At 68.0% G+C, this 13,361-nt stretch carries 14 protein-coding genes and 1 tRNA gene; 2 read left to right on the top strand and 13 right to left on the bottom strand.

The features are described from left to right. Window position 1: 1 nt before the first annotated feature. The 12 genes from SKC42_RS16895 to SKC42_RS16840 all read right to left on the bottom strand — a co-directional run bounded on the left by SKC42_RS16895 (window position 2) and on the right by SKC42_RS16840 (window position 10,855). Window positions 2-766, bottom strand: coding sequence for a decaprenylphospho-beta-D-erythro-pentofuranosid-2-ulose 2-reductase (locus tag SKC42_RS16895; RefSeq protein ID WP_330965426.1), 765 nt, complete (start codon window positions 764-766; stop codon window positions 2-4). 11 nt (window positions 767-777) lie between these two features. Then, window positions 778-2,160, bottom strand: coding sequence for an FAD-binding oxidoreductase (locus SKC42_RS16890; RefSeq protein ID WP_330965425.1), 1,383 nt, complete (start codon window positions 2,158-2,160; stop codon window positions 778-780). A 32-nt stretch (window positions 2,161-2,192) separates the two neighbouring features. Further along, on the bottom strand, window positions 2,193-2,633 hold the full coding sequence (locus tag SKC42_RS16885) for a GtrA family protein (protein WP_330965424.1): 441 nt from the start codon (window positions 2,631-2,633) through the stop codon (window positions 2,193-2,195). Window positions 2,634-2,672: 39 nt separating this feature from the next. Further along, complete coding sequence (locus SKC42_RS16880; protein WP_330965423.1) at window positions 2,673-3,149, bottom strand: GreA/GreB family elongation factor; 477 nt, start codon at window positions 3,147-3,149, stop codon at window positions 2,673-2,675. A 71-nt stretch (window positions 3,150-3,220) separates the two neighbouring features. Next, the gene (locus tag SKC42_RS16875) at window positions 3,221-4,141 is read right to left on the bottom strand and encodes a ribonuclease Z (RefSeq protein WP_330965422.1); all 921 of its coding nucleotides are present in this window, start codon (window positions 4,139-4,141) and stop codon (window positions 3,221-3,223) included. Window positions 4,142-4,143: 2 nt separating this feature from the next. Continuing rightward, the gene (locus SKC42_RS16870; RefSeq protein ID WP_330965421.1) at window positions 4,144-5,283 is read right to left on the bottom strand and encodes an SPFH domain-containing protein; all 1,140 of its coding nucleotides are present in this window, start codon (window positions 5,281-5,283) and stop codon (window positions 4,144-4,146) included. A 55-nt stretch (window positions 5,284-5,338) separates the two neighbouring features. Further along, the gene (locus tag SKC42_RS16865) at window positions 5,339-5,563 is read right to left on the bottom strand and encodes a hypothetical protein (RefSeq protein WP_330965420.1); all 225 of its coding nucleotides are present in this window, start codon (window positions 5,561-5,563) and stop codon (window positions 5,339-5,341) included. 179 nt (window positions 5,564-5,742) lie between these two features. Beyond that, window positions 5,743-6,573 (bottom strand): galactan export ABC transporter permease subunit Wzm/RfbD, encoded by an 831-nt coding sequence (gene wzm, locus SKC42_RS16860; protein ID WP_330965419.1) that lies wholly within the window; start codon window positions 6,571-6,573, stop codon window positions 5,743-5,745. After that, window positions 6,570-7,487, bottom strand: a complete 918-nt coding sequence (gene glfT1 / locus SKC42_RS16855; RefSeq protein WP_330965418.1) for a galactofuranosyltransferase GlfT1 — start codon at window positions 7,485-7,487, stop codon at window positions 6,570-6,572. The genes wzm and glfT1 overlap by 4 nt, the downstream gene beginning before the upstream one ends. Next, window positions 7,480-8,319 carry a galactan export ABC transporter ATP-binding subunit Wzt/RfbE gene (gene wzt, locus SKC42_RS16850; protein ID WP_330965417.1) on the bottom strand — a complete coding sequence of 280 codons (840 nt, stop codon included), beginning with the start codon at window positions 8,317-8,319 and terminating at the stop codon, window positions 7,480-7,482. The genes glfT1 and wzt overlap by 8 nt, the downstream gene beginning before the upstream one ends. A gap of 20 nt (window positions 8,320-8,339) precedes the next feature. After that, window positions 8,340-8,795, bottom strand: coding sequence for a bacterial proteasome activator family protein (locus SKC42_RS16845; RefSeq protein WP_330965528.1), 456 nt, complete (start codon window positions 8,793-8,795; stop codon window positions 8,340-8,342). Window positions 8,796-8,884: 89 nt separating this feature from the next. Next, complete coding sequence (locus SKC42_RS16840; protein ID WP_330965416.1) at window positions 8,885-10,855, bottom strand: DUF6541 family protein; 1,971 nt, start codon at window positions 10,853-10,855, stop codon at window positions 8,885-8,887. A 119-nt stretch (window positions 10,856-10,974) separates the two neighbouring features. On the opposite strand from SKC42_RS16840, the gene SKC42_RS16835 reads away from it, so the two are divergent. Beyond that, entirely contained in the window at window positions 10,975-12,171 is a 1,197-nt protein-coding gene (locus SKC42_RS16835; RefSeq protein ID WP_330965415.1) for a cysteine desulfurase-like protein, read from the top strand. 96 nt (window positions 12,172-12,267) lie between these two features. Here SKC42_RS16835 and SKC42_RS16830 read toward each other — a convergent pair whose 3' ends face one another. Further along, window positions 12,268-13,236, bottom strand: coding sequence for an NAD(P)H-quinone oxidoreductase (locus SKC42_RS16830; protein WP_330965414.1), 969 nt, complete (start codon window positions 13,234-13,236; stop codon window positions 12,268-12,270). 35 nt (window positions 13,237-13,271) lie between these two features. Here SKC42_RS16830 and SKC42_RS16825 point away from each other — a divergent pair. After that, window positions 13,272-13,358: transfer RNA gene (locus SKC42_RS16825), tRNA-Ser, on the top strand. Window positions 13,359-13,361: the final 3 nt, after the last annotated feature.

Raw genomic sequence — 13,361 nt, 5'->3', positions numbered from 1 at the left:
TTCAGATTGGCAGCCTGCGGAAGACGCTCCGCGGGACGTGCCGCAACACCATCATCACGTAGCGGAATGCTGCCGGTGCCCAAACCAATTCCTTACCTTTAGCGGCGGCGGTCACCGCGAGGTTGGCGACGTACTCCTTGTCGACGGTCAGTGGGGCTTCCTTGACGTGGGCGCTCATTCGGGTCCGCACCTGGCCGGGCCGGATCACCAGCACGCGAACGCCGCACTCGCGCAACGCCTCCGCCAACCCGAGGTAGAAGCCGTCCAAGCCAGCCTTGGTGGAGCCGTAGACGAAGTTGGACCGTCGCACTCGCTCGCCGGCTACGGTGCTCATCGCGATGATCTGCCCGAATCCCTGGGCCCGCATCTTCTCGCCCAGCAGTACACCCACCGAAACCGCGGCGGTGTAATTGATTTCGGCGGCCAGCACCGCCTTTCGCTGGTTCTGCCAGAGTTCTTCGGCGTCGCCGAGGATGCCGAACGCAACGATGGCGACGTCGACGTCACCGCCCTCGAAGGCCTCGTCGATCATCTTCGGGTGGCTGTCGGGATCGGTGGCTTCGAAGTCGATCAGCTGCACCGACCGCGCGCCCGCGGCCTTCATCTGGGCCACGGCCGCGTCACGGCCCGGGTCGCCGGGCATGGCGGCCAGCACGATCCGGGCCCGCGCGTTCTGCAGATATCGCTCGCAGATGGCGAGTCCGATCTCGGAGGTGCCGCCGAGCAGCAGGATGGTTTGCGGGTTTCCCACGGCATCTAGAACCATTGGTGCACCATTCAGAGCAACTCCAAGCGTCGGGCCATGTCGGAGGCGAACACTCGCATCGGATCTACCTTGCGGCGCAGCGCGATCCATTCGTCGATGCGCGGGTACATGGCGTGGAAGGTGTCGGCGCTCACTCGGGAATCCTTGGCGGTGTAGACCCGCCCACCGAACTCGAGCACCCGGCGGTCGAGTTCGTTGAGGAACTCGTTGAGCCCCGCCTTGATCGGGAAGTCGACACACACGTTCCAGCCCGGGATCGGAAAGCTCAGCGGAGCCTGGTTGCCCGGACCGAAGAGCTTGAACACGTTAAGGAACGAGTAATGCCCGGACCTCTGGATGTCGCGGATAATGCCTTTGAACTCCTCGACGGCGGTGGTCGGCACCACAAACTGGTACTGGCCGAAGCCCGACTGGCCGTAGGCGCGGTTCCACTCGCCGAACATGTCCAGCGGGTGATAGAACTGCGTCAGGTTCTGCACCTTGCCGCGGTAGGTGCCAGACTTGCGGTACCACAGCTCGCCGATCGGCGCGAACGTGTACTTGTTCGCCAGGCCGTTCGGAACAATGTCGGGGATCGTAAGAAGTTGGGGCGCATCGAATTTCAGCGGATCGCGCTGAAGCTTCTTGGGTAGCTGATCGAGCCGGGCCAGCGAGCCGCGCGATATCGCCGCGCGGCCCAGCTTCGGGGGCGCGCTGATCGCGTCGAACCAGGCGGAGGAGTACGTGTAGTTCGCCTCACTGCCGTCGCTGTGGAAGGCGATGGTTTCGTCGAGGCTGGCCGTAACGTCGCCGTCGGCGATGAAATACGCCGTCTCCGTGGGCGTCATCCCGATGGTCGCCCGCAGGATGATGCCGGTCAGGCCGTTGCCGCCGACCGTGGCCCAGAAGAGCTCGGACCCTTCGCCGGTGGGTGACAGGTGGTGCACGTGCCCGTCCGCGGTGAGCAGGTCCATGCTGCGCACGTGGTTGCCGAAGCTGCCCGCGCTGTGGTGGTTCTTGCCGTGGATGTCGCACGCGATGGCGCCGCCGATGGTGACCTGACGGGTGCCCGGCAGCACCGGGACCCACAGGCCGAACGGGAGCGCGGCCTTCATCAACTGGTCGAGGTTCACGCCCGCGTCCAGGTCGGCCAGCTTGGTGTCGGCGTTGATGGAGTGGATCGTGTTCAGCGCGTTCATGTCGATGACCAGGCCGCCACCGTTCTGCGCGTTGTCGCCGTAGGATCGGCCCAGCCCGCGCGCGATCACGCCCCGGCCGCCCGCGTCGGCGGCCCTGGTCACGGCCTTCGCGATGACCTCGGGGTCGGGGGTGCGCAGCACGTCGGACACCGACGGGGCGGTGCGGCCCCACCCGGTCAGCCGGGTGAGGGTGGTGTGCTCGGGGGTGCTCGACATCGTCAAAGAGGGTACCGCCTGCGGACGGCGGGTCAGCGCATGCGGAAGATCACGGCTCGCTGGACGATGAAGTTGATGACGGTCGCGGTGCCCTGGGCGACCACGAACGCGACCGGGATGGCCCACGTCCGGTAGTGCAAAAGCGCAAGGCAGAAGTGGTTCAGGCCGACCTGCACGGCGAAGGTGACGGCGTAAAGGCCCATTACGGCGGCGAACCGGGAGGTGCTCGGCGGCGCCTGGAACGTCCATCGACGGTTGATCAGGTAGGCGGTGATGGTGCCGACGACGACGCTGATGAATTTGGACAGGTCGACTTGCAGGCCCACCGCCTTATAGAGGCTGACGTAGACGCTGAAGTCGACGATCGCGGCCAGGCCGCCGGTGACGACGAAGCGCCACACCTGCGTCGTCAGGCTCAGCGGTGCGCCCAGGGTCGGGTTGTGCGGCGCGGGGTCGGGCGGCGAGGCAACCATTGGGGGGAGTCTATCGGGCCGCGGACGCCCCACGGGCCGCTAGCCGGGGCGTTTGATCGCGATCAACTCGACCCGGTTCTCGCCCTGAGGCGTCGAGTAAATCACCGTGTCGCCCGGCTGATGCCCGGCGAGCGCTTGCCCCAGGGGGCTGCGAGCGGTCAGCGCCTCGCCCTCCCGGCCGGCGGCGGCCTCTTCGACGATCGAGATCACCTGCATCGTGACGACCTCACCGTCGGGGAACCGCAGCGTCACCTCGGTGCCGCCGGGCAGCGACGTCGACTCCTCGGGTGAGGGGCCCTCGCGCAGCCGATGGTCGAGTTCGTTGATCCGGTCGGCGAGGACGACCAGTTCGTCGGCCCGCTGGATGGCCTCCGCCGCGTCGCCGTGGTCGCCGACCATGCCGCGGTCGTTCTTGACCTCAAGCTCCAGGCGAGCGCGCCGCTGCCTCAACCGCTCCAGCTCCGCGGAGAGGTTGGCGCGCGCCGCATCGGCCGCTGATTCGACTTCGTCGCTCACGTCGCTCGACCTTTCGCCCGGTTTGCCCGAATGGCGTATCAGTGTGACACCGCCACGAGGTGCCCGCCATCCTATTCGTCGAGCCGGGTGGGCACCGGTATCCGTGCCAGGTCCTCGGCGACGAAAGTGTCGCCGCCGAAGGCCGCGGCGGCCTCGTCGTGGAAACGCCGGCTGTCGGTGTAGCGCTGGGAGAAGTGGGTCAGCACGAGCCGGCGCACCCCGCACTTGGCCGCCACCCCTGCCGCCTGGCGGGCGGTCAGGTGCCCATACCGAGTCGCCAGGTCCGCGTCCTCGTCGAGGAACGTCGCCTCGATCACCAACATGTCGGCGCCGTCGGCGAGGGCGTAGACGGCGTCGCACAACCGGGTGTCCATGACGAAGGCGAACCGCTGCCCGCGGCGGGTCGCCGTCACCTCCGAAAGGCTGACGGTCCGCCCGTCGGCCTCGATCGACCCCGACCGCTGCAGTTCGCCGACGGCGGGGCCGGCGACGCCGTGCCTGGCCAGCAACTCGGGCACGAAGCGGCGCCCGTCCGGCTCGATCAGCCGGTAGCCGATGGCGTCGACGGAATGGTCGAGCGTGCGGGCCTCCAGCATGCCGAAAGCGCCCGACGCGACGCGTCCGTCCGCGGCGACGGGGTGCTCCGGCACGTCGGCCATATCGTAGAAGATGCTGGCATGGCGCAGCCGGGCGAAGAACTCCCGGCCCGACGCCGGAAAGTAGGCGGGCACCGGGCGCGGCACCCCGTCCAGCGACAATCGCTGCACGATGCCGGGCACCCCCAGGCAGTGGTCGCCATGGAAGTGGGTGAGGCAGAGCCGGGTTATGGCGCTCACCGACGTGCCGGCCAGCAGCAGCTGCCGCTGCGTGCCCTCACCCGGATCGAACAGCAGACCCTCGTCGTCCCAGCGCAGCAGGTAGCCGTTGTGGCTGCGGCGTCGGGTGGGCACCTGGCTGGAGGTGCCGAGCACGATCAGCTCGCGGGGCGACACCCTCAGCGGGTCGGGTGGCCGGAGTCTGAATTCGTGTGGACCGGCGCCGCGTCCTCGTCGTCGTAATAGTCGGAGCCGCCGCCGCGCAACGCGTCGAAGATGGCCTTGCCCTGGGACACCAGGCCGGTGGCCACCTCGCTGAGTCCCTCGGCGCCGTTGAGCACGGTGAGGTTGGCGTTCGACAGCCCGAGCGCCGCCTTCTCCACGATCTGCGGCAGCTGGTCGATGAGCATCTTGTCCAGCGCGACCCGGTTGTGCGAGGCCGCGGCTTCGGCCTGGATCTTCATCTTCTCCGCGTCGGCGACGGCCATGATGCGGACACGTTCGGCCTCGGCTTCCGCGGGTTTGATCACCTCGGCGACCAGCTCCTGCTGGCGCAGCTCGGCGGCACGCTCGGCAAGCTCGGTCTTCATCTCGAGCACCTCGCGCTGGGATTGGGCCTCGGCCAGCGGGCCGGCCTGGGCTGCCAGCGCCTGGGCCTTGTCCACCTCGGCCTTGTACTGCGCCTTGACGATCGCGGTCTGACGCGCGAATTCGGCCTGCTTGCGCTGCGACTCCTGTTCGGCTTCCGCCGCGGCCTGGTTCGCCTGGGCCTGCGCGATCTGGGCCATCTGCTGGATCGCCGCGTTGTGGGGGGCCGACATTGCGTCGATGTAGCCGAGCCCGTCGTCGTCGATGGACTGGATCTGCAGGGCATCGACGGTCAGGCCGATTCGGGCCATCTCCTCCTTGGAACCGTCGAGCACCTCGGTCGCCAGTTTCTGCCGCTCCCGGATGATCTCCTCGACGGTCATCGAGCCGATGATCGAGCGCAAATGACCCGCGAAGATCCGCCCGGTCAGCACCGACATCTGGTCCTGCTCGGACAGAAACCGTTGTGCCGCACTGATAATGCTCTCGGTGTCGTTGCCGACCTTGAAGGCGATCACCGCGCGGACGTTGAGGGTGATGCCCTGCTGGGTTACGCACTTCTCGGCGACCTCGGCCTCGCACATGGACAGCGTGAGGAACCGAACCTTGCGGAAGAACGGCATGATGAAGGCGCCGTGGCCGGTCACGACGCGGAACGGGGCGTTGCTCTTGGTTCTGGCACCGGCGATGAGCATCGCCTCGTCGGGGGCGGGAACCTTGTAACCGAGCATCTTCGACTCCTTAATGGGTTTCGCTGTTGTATCCCAAGACTTTTCGGCCGGCAAATCACCCCGGGGTGAGGTGGTGCTGCCATGGCTCGACGACCACGGCGCGAGCGCCTCGGACGCCCACCACCAGAACGGAAGAACCCTTGGGTAACGGCTCGTCGGACCAGGCCAGGAAGGCCTCCTTGGATCCGCGCACGGTCACCAGCACTTCCCCCGCGCCGCGGTCACCGCGGGTCGCCACGGTCAGCGTCCCGACGCAGCCGACGGCCGAGGCATCGCTCACGCTCGCATACTCCTCCTTCGAAGGGCCGCGCGCACGTCCCGGGTTCTAGTGAACTGCGACTACGGCCGGTGGGCGGGGCTGGCCCGTCCGAGCCCGGGAGCCGACGCGGATGCCCGATCGTCGAGTTGTTGCGTGAATAAGCGCAATTGCGCAGCAACAACCCGACGCTCGGCGGGGACCTACACCCAGTATGCGACGCGAGCGCGGTACTGCCGCATGGCGAAGGCCGCCAGCAGCCACCCGACGACGGTCAGCGCGATGACCACCACCCAGTGCCGCATCTCCTGGTGCGCGCCCAGCAACGGGGCGCGGACGATGTCGAGATAGTGCAGCAGGGGATTGAACTCGACGATGCTCGACCAGCGCCCGGCGCCCTGCTGCCGCAGGGTGTCGTCGTTCCAGATGATCGGGGTCATGAAGAACAGCAGCTGCACCACCGAGAACAGCAGCGGGCCGATGTCGCGATAGCGGGTCGCCAGAATGCCGAAACACAGTGACACCCAGATGCAATTGAGCACGATCAACCCGAGCGCCGGAAACACGGACAGGTCCGCCCACGACCACGGCTTGGGGAAGATGCATGCGATCACCACGTAGATGACGATGTTGTGCGCGAACAGGATGATCTGCCGCCACACCAATCGATACACGTGCACCGACAGCGGCGTGGGCAGCTGCTTGATCAGGCCCTCGTTGGCGACGAACACGTCGGCGCCCTCGAGGATGGCGGCGTTGATCAGGTTCCAGATGATCAGCCCGAGCGTGACGTAGGGCAGGTGCACGGATAGCTCGAGGTGAAACAGCTTGGAATACAACCCCCCCATCGCGACGGCCGTGGTGCCCGTCGCGATGGTGATCCAGAACGGCCCCAGCACAGAGCGGCGGTAGCGCTGCTTGATGTCCTGCCAGCCCAGGTGCAGCCACAGCTCGTGCCGGCGAAAGCCGTCGACCAGATCGGCGCGCGCTCGGGCCAGGGTCCTGGACTGCGCCGCGGCGTCGATGAACGTCATGATGCTCCTCCCGCCCCGGGCCTGCCGAAATGTTCGCGACGCCCCAAGCGTCGCAAACGGATCCACTCCCGCAGGCCCTTGGGATCGCGCCGGGTCACCAGGAAGAACCAGCCGAACCGCAGCCATTCCTGCGCCACCAGCTTGCGCAGCCCGGGTTGCGCCAGCAGGTAGCCGCGGTTGCGGTAGGTGAAGAACCGCTTGAAGGCGTCGTCGGGATATTGCGTGTGCATCCGGCCGCCGAGGATGGGCCGGAATTCGTCGGATCCGCAGGGGTGCAGGTACGCGGTGTCCAGGCAGGTGCCGAACGGCAGGCCGGAGCGCACCAGGCGGCGGTGCATCTCGACCTCGTCGCCGCGGATGAACAGCCGCAGGTCCGGCACACCGATCGCTTCCAGCGTCGACGCCCGGAACAGCGCCCCGTTGAACAGCGACGCGATGCCGCGCAGCAGGTCTTGCCCGTCCTCGGTGCGCAATTCGTCTGCGCGCCTGCGCCACACCAGGCCGCGGCGCAACGGGAACGCCAGCCGCCGCGGATCGTCCATGTTGCACACCATCGGCGACACCTCGGCCAGGCCGTATTTTTCGGCGCAGGCCAGCAGCGTCGCCAGCACCTCGGAATCCTGGGGGCGGCCGTCGTCGTCGGCGAGCCACACCCAGTCGGCGCCCTGTGCCAGCGCGTGCAGCATGCCAAGCGCGAAACCGCCCGCGCCGCCGAGGTTTCGCCTGGAAGCCAGGTACGTCGTCGGAATCGGCTGACCGGCAACGAGGTCCCGGACTCTGTCGCTCGAACCGTCATTGTCGACGACGATCAGGTGGTCGGGCAGACGGCTCTGCGTGCTCAGCACATCGAGGGACTTGGCCAGCTCGTCGTGGCGCCGGTGGGTGACGACGACGGCGCAGACGCTGTCACTCATCCGCGGATGCGCTTTGCGCCAGGGGCCGTTCGGTGTCCGCCGAAGCGCGGGTCTCGGCCAGCACCTCGTGCACGTGGCGGGCCGCGTCTTCGCCCTCGTAGGCGCGCACGACCTCTTCGATTCCGCCGGACATCCGGATGGCCCCGTGATCGATCCACATCGCGGTGCGGCACAGCCGGGCCAGGAATTCGTTGGAGTGGCTGGCGAAGACCAGGATTCCGGAGCGCTCCACCAGGCCCTGCAAGCGGGACTGCGCCTTCTTCAGGAAGTCGGCGTCCACCGCGCCGATGCCCTCGTCGAGCAGCAGGATCTCGGGATCGATGCTCGTGACGACGCCCATCGCGAGCCGCACCCGCATCCCCGTGCTGTAGGTGCGCAGCGGCATCGACAAGTAGTCGCCCAGCTCGGTGAACTCGGCGATCTCGTCCACCTTGGCGAGCATCTGCTTGCGGGTCTGCCCGAGGAACAGGCCGCGGATGATGATGTTCTCGTAGCCGGAGATCTCCGGGTCCATGCCGACCCCGAGGTCGAAAACGGGCGCGACGCGGCCGGTGACCTTCGCCCAGCCCCGGGTGGGCTCGTAGATGCCCGAAAGCAGGCGCAGCAGAGTGGATTTGCCGGCCCCGTTGTGACCGACGAGACCCACCCGGTCGCCGAGCTCCAGCTTCATGGTGATGTCTCGCAGCGCCTCGACGACAACCACGTTGGAGCTGGTGCGACCGATCGTGCCGCCCGCCTTGCCCAGGAAAGCCTTCTTCAGCGAACGCGACTTGGCGTCGAAGATGGGGAATTCGACCCACGCGTCGCGCGTCTCGATATGAGGACCCGACACCGTCAACTACTCATGTCTGCTTACAGGTACTGCCCATGACCGTGCGCGCCCTGGCCCGGTTTGCCCATTCCGGGGGGCAGCGCGCCCTGGCGCATCTGCTCGAGTTGGGCCCGCGCGGCCATCTGCTGGGCGAACAGCGCCGTCTGGATGCCGTGGAACAGGCCTTCCAGCCACCCGACGAGCTGCGCCTGGGCGATGCGCAGCTCCGCGTCCGACGGCGCGGAACCCTCGTCGAACGGCAGGGTCAGCCGTTCGAGTTCCTCGCGCAGTTCCGGCGCCAGGCCGTCTTCCAGCTCGCGAATGCTGGTCGCGTGGATCTCGCGCAGCCGGTTGCGGCTGGCCTCGTCGAGCGGTGCGGCGCGCACTTCCTCGAGCAGTTGCTTGATCATGGTGCCGATGCGCATGACCTTCGCCGGTTGTTCCACCAAGTCGGTCAGCGAGCGTTCGTCGGAGTCGTCGTCGGCCGCGGTTATCATCCGCGGGTCGAGGCCGCCGATGATCTCGACGCCGTCGTCACCGTCAGCCTGGTCGCTGATGCTCACTTCATCACCATCCTGTTGTGGTCCTAGGGGTGGGTCGCCGGGACGTCCGAGTGCCACTCGTAGATCCGGGCCCCACCGTTGTCGTAGATCAGCGCCCACGACTTCGATTTATCCAGTGACATTAGTCCGTCCGGCGTGGCGAATCCCCGGACGTTCGGCGCACTGGTGAGGATGTACCGGATATTCAGGGCTTTGATCGCCTCCACCACTTTCGGGTCGGAATCACCCTTGCGGGCCGAGGTCCAGAAGATATAGCGGTAGTAGCCGGGCCCGGTTTGCTGTGGAAAGTCGTAGTGCGTCCACAGCGGGTGCAGGTCGGCCACGGAGTACATCCAGGCGGTGCCGTCGATGTTGGAGTCGCCGATCACGGTGTCGCGCGCACCCGGCAGCTTGGCCAGATACGCCATAGCCATCAGGTCGCGCTGGTCGATCATGACCTGGTCGTACTTGTCGCCGAACAGCACGATGTGTCGATAGAGGTAGTGCCGCGCCGTGAGCGCCGTGGTCAGCACCAGCGCCGCGGCCGTGGTCGCGGTCCACACCGGCGGCGGCAACGGCTTTCGCCGGTCGCTGAGCCGCCGCAAACCGGCCACCGCCGCCACGACCGCGGCGTACATCGCCACGGCCGCCATCGGTGTCAGCACCATCGTCACCACTGCGGTCAGGCGCCGCGGGTCGTTGTAGAAGAACTGGCTGAACTCCTCGATCGCGCGGCCGACCGGATTGCGGAACGGCGCCCCGGAGTAGATGGTCGCCACCGTCAACACCAGCCAGACCGCCGCCGGCCACCAAATGCGCTTGTACAACAGCAGCGCCATCCCGGCGTACGACAACACCACGAGGCCGTACTGAATCGGGAAGTCGTTGAGGTGGCGGGTGTGCAGCAGCAGCGCGTCGATCACGCCCTGCTTCGCGCTCTTGAAGCTGGGAAACGCGTGCCCGGCGATGATGTCGGCCTGCCGCAGCACGCCGAGGAACTGCGGGGCCAGGATCGCCCCCGTCGGCACCGCCACGGCGGCCAGGACGGCCGCGTCGGCGACGCGGCCGCGCACTGGGTGCCAGAGTGCGTCGAGCAGCCACCACGCCAGCAGGAAGAGGATGACGATGAACCCGCCGGTGAGGTGCACCGACAGGACACCCACCAGCGCCAGCACGGCCGCCGGAACGCGGTCACGGTGCCGCAGCGTCGAGGCGATCAGGACGAACGTCGGGATGGCGACGCCGTAGGCGGCCAGGTTGGGCATCGCCGCGACGCCGAACTCCACGTAGGGCACCGAGGTGAACGACGCCGACAGCGCCGCGGCGGTGGCCGACGCGCCCGCCGCTCGCCATTGGGCGCTGACCGGCCGCACCAGGAACCAGGTGAGCGTTGCCGCGCTGGACGGAAACAGCCAGACCGACGCGGCCAGCGAAGTGAGGGTGTAGCCCGTGGTGGGCGCCGCGCCTGTCAGCTGGCAGTACACCGCGGTGACGGCGTGGAACACCGACGGGTAGTACAGCGGCTGGTGCGTCTCGACGTTGCGCAGCTCGCCCATGTGGGTCGATGAGGCCTGCCCCGTGTCGAGGATGTAGCGGACCTCGTTGGCGTGCCACACGGCGTCCCAGGTGCTCGGCACGGTCTGCCAGTGCGTGAGCCCCCGGTAGCCGGCCCACATGATCAGTGCGGCGCCCAGCAGCACACCGGTGGCCACAGCGATCGCCGGCCAGCGGCCGATCCCGAGCGCTTCCGCCTCCGTGTCGCGGTAGCGTGCCAGCACCAGCTGCAAACCCGTCATCGCGATGCACACGACGGCGAGCGCGGCGAGCGCCGTCCAACCGTTCCACGGAATCCCGAGTGCACCGTAGGGAATGATCGCCAGCGCCACCACGCCATAGGTCAGCGCGGGACCGACGGCGACCGCGACGGGCCAGGTCAGCTGACTGATTCGCGCGACGGTCGTTCCCGGTGCCATCAGCAGAAACAATGCGATCAGCGTTCCGAACCAGAGGCCCACTCGACTAGTATGGCTGGCCGGGTGTCCTGGCTCGGGAGGCCGCATCTGGCTGGAACGCCGGTGGCACCCGCTACCCGTCGCAATTTCGCGCAAAATGCGGAAGCTCTAAGGTGGCTGGCATGGCTTACGACGTCGCCCGGGTGCGTGGACTGCATCCGTCGCTGGGTGACGGGTGGGTTCACTTCGATGCACCGGCCGGGATGCTCATCCCCGATTCGGTCGCGACCACGGTGTCGACGGCTTTCCGCAGATCCGGCCCCAGCACGGTGGGCGCGCATCCGTCGGCCCAACGCAGCGCCGCCGTCCTGGACGCGGCGCGTGCCGCGGTGGCCGACCTTTTCAACGCCGAGCCGGAGGGTGTGGTGCTGGGGGCCGACCGGTCGATCCTGTTGTCATCGCTGGCCGAGGCGTCGTCCTCGCGGGCGGGGCTGGGTTACGAGGTGGTGGTCAGCCGGCTGGACGACGAGGCCAACATCGCCCCCTGGTTGCGGGCCGCCCATCGCTACGGAGCCAAGGTGAAGTGGGCCGAGATCGACATCGAGACGGGCGAGCTGCCGACGTGGCAGTGGGAGAGCCTGATCGGTAAGTCGACCAGGCTGGTCGCCGTGGGTTCCGGCTCCGCGACCCTGGGCACGGTCACCGATCTGCGCGCGATGACCAAGCTCGTGCACGACGTCGGGGGGCTCGTGGTGGTGGACCATTCCGCCGCCGCGCCGTACCGCCTGCTCGACGTCAAGGAGACCGACGCCGACGTGGTGGCGGTGAACGCCCAGGCGTGGGGTGGCCCGCCGATCGGCGCGATCGTGTTCCGCGACCCGAGCCTGCTCAACTCGTTCAGCTCGATCTCGACGGACCCCCACGCCACCGGCCCGGCGCGGCTCGAGCTCGGCGCTCACCAGTACGGTCTGCTCGGGGGCGTGGTCGCCAGCATCGAGTACCTCGCCGCGCTGGACGAGTCCGCCCGCGGCAGCCGGCGCGAACGCCTGTCGGTGTCGATGCAGTCCGCTTCCGCGTACCTGAACCGGATCTTCGACTACCTGATGGCGTCGCTGCGGTCCCTGTCGCTGGTGATGGTGATCGGTCGCCCGGAGGTGCGGATACCGGTGGTGAGCTTCGCGCTGCACGAGGTGCCCGCCGAGCGGGTGGTGCAGCGCCTCTCGGACAACGGCATCCTGGCCGTCTCCAACAAGGGGTCGCGGGCGCTCGACGTGCTGGGCGTCAACGACATCGGCGGCGCCGTCACCGTCGGGCTGGCGCACTACTCGACGACGGCCGAGGTCGACCAGTTGGTCCGCGCGCTCGCCTCGTTGGGCTGAGCGGGGTCCGCCGGCTCGGTCTCTTCGCCGAACGTGACCTCAGGGCGAAAAATCGCGCGAAAACTCGCCCGTCACTTCACGCTCGGCGAATGCCGCCTAGACCGTCAGGACGATCTTCCCGGTCACCTTGCTCGACGTCAGCTGCTCGTGCGCTTCCCCGGCCTGCTGAATCGGCAGGCGCGCTCCGATGATCGGCCGCACCCGGCCCTCGGCGATCATCGGCCACACCGAGGCGATCACCGCCTGCACGATCTCCGTCTTGCTGTTCGGACCCGTCACCGGCCGGGCACGCAGCGTGGTGCCGATGACCCGCGCCCGCTTGCCCATCAACTTCCCGATGTTGAGCTCACCCTTGATGCCGCCCTGCATGCCGATGATGACGAGCTGGCCGTCGGTCGCCAGGGCGTCGATGTTGCGATCCAAGTAGGCCGCGCCCATGATGTCGAGGATCACATCGGCGCCGCCCTCGGCGCGCAGCCGCTCGACGAAGTCCTCCTCGCGGTAGTTGATGGTGATCTCCGCGCCCAGCTCCCAGCAGAACTCGAGCTTCTCCGCCGACCCGGCGGTGACGGCCACGCGGACGCCCAGCGCCCGGGCCACCTGGATCGCGTGGCTGCCGATCCCGCTCGCCCCGCCGTGCAGCAGGAGCAGCTGGCCCTTGCCGAGATGGGCGGTCAGCACCAGATTCGACCACACCGTGCAGGCCACCTCGGGCAGGCCCGCGGCATCGACAAGGTCGACACCGTCGGGAACCGGCATGACCTGACCAGCGGGGACGGCGACGTACTCGGCATAACCGCCGCCGGCGAGCAGCGCGCAAACCCCTTGGCCCGCAGACCAATCCCCGACGTCCGACCCGGCGTCGGCGACGACGCCGGACACCTCCATCCCGATGATGTCGCTCGCGCCCGGCGGCGGCGGGTACTTGCCCGCGGCCTGCAGCAGGTCGGCGCGGTTCACTCCGGCGGCGGCGACCTTGATCAGGACCTCACCGGCTCCGGCGGTCGCGTCGGGCACCTCCTGCCAGAGAAGTCGGTCGGGGGATTCGGCGACGATGGCACGCATACTCGCCACGCTACTAGCCAGTTACCCTTGCAAGCGGTGGCGTGGCAGAGCGGCCTAATGCACTCGCCTTGAAAGCGAGAGACGGCTAACACCGTCCGGGGGTTCAAATCCCTCCGCCACCGCGC

The sequence above is a fragment of the Mycobacterium sp. 050134 genome, assembly GCF_036409085.1.
Lineage (GTDB): Bacteria > Actinomycetota > Actinomycetes > Mycobacteriales > Mycobacteriaceae > Mycobacterium.
The sequence above is the reverse complement of the archived record's forward strand: the minus strand, read 5'-3'. Positions and strand labels throughout refer to the sequence as shown.

Bases quoted from the DNA above. Each gene is read 5' to 3' on its own strand.
- SKC42_RS16895 (WP_330965426.1), bottom strand. From the start codon at position 766: ATGGTTCTAGATGCCGTGGGAAACCCGCAAACCATCCTGCTGCTCGGC.
- SKC42_RS16890 (WP_330965425.1), bottom strand. From the start codon at position 2,160: ATGTCGAGCACCCCCGAGCACACCACCCTCACCCGGCTGACCGGGTGG.
- SKC42_RS16885 (WP_330965424.1), bottom strand. From the start codon at position 2,633: ATGGTTGCCTCGCCGCCCGACCCCGCGCCGCACAACCCGACCCTGGGC.
- SKC42_RS16870 (WP_330965421.1), bottom strand. From the start codon at position 5,283: ATGCTCGGTTACAAGGTTCCCGCCCCCGACGAGGCGATGCTCATCGCC.
- wzm (WP_330965419.1), bottom strand. From the start codon at position 6,573: ATGACGTTCATCGACGCCGCGGCGCAGTCCAGGACCCTGGCCCGAGCG.
- glfT1 (WP_330965418.1), bottom strand. From the start codon at position 7,487: ATGAGTGACAGCGTCTGCGCCGTCGTCGTCACCCACCGGCGCCACGAC.
- SKC42_RS16845 (WP_330965528.1), bottom strand. From the start codon at position 8,795: ATGATAACCGCGGCCGACGACGACTCCGACGAACGCTCGCTGACCGAC.
- SKC42_RS16835 (WP_330965415.1), top strand. From the start codon at position 10,975: ATGGCTTACGACGTCGCCCGGGTGCGTGGACTGCATCCGTCGCTGGGT.
- SKC42_RS16830 (WP_330965414.1), bottom strand. From the start codon at position 13,236: ATGCGTGCCATCGTCGCCGAATCCCCCGACCGACTTCTCTGGCAGGAG.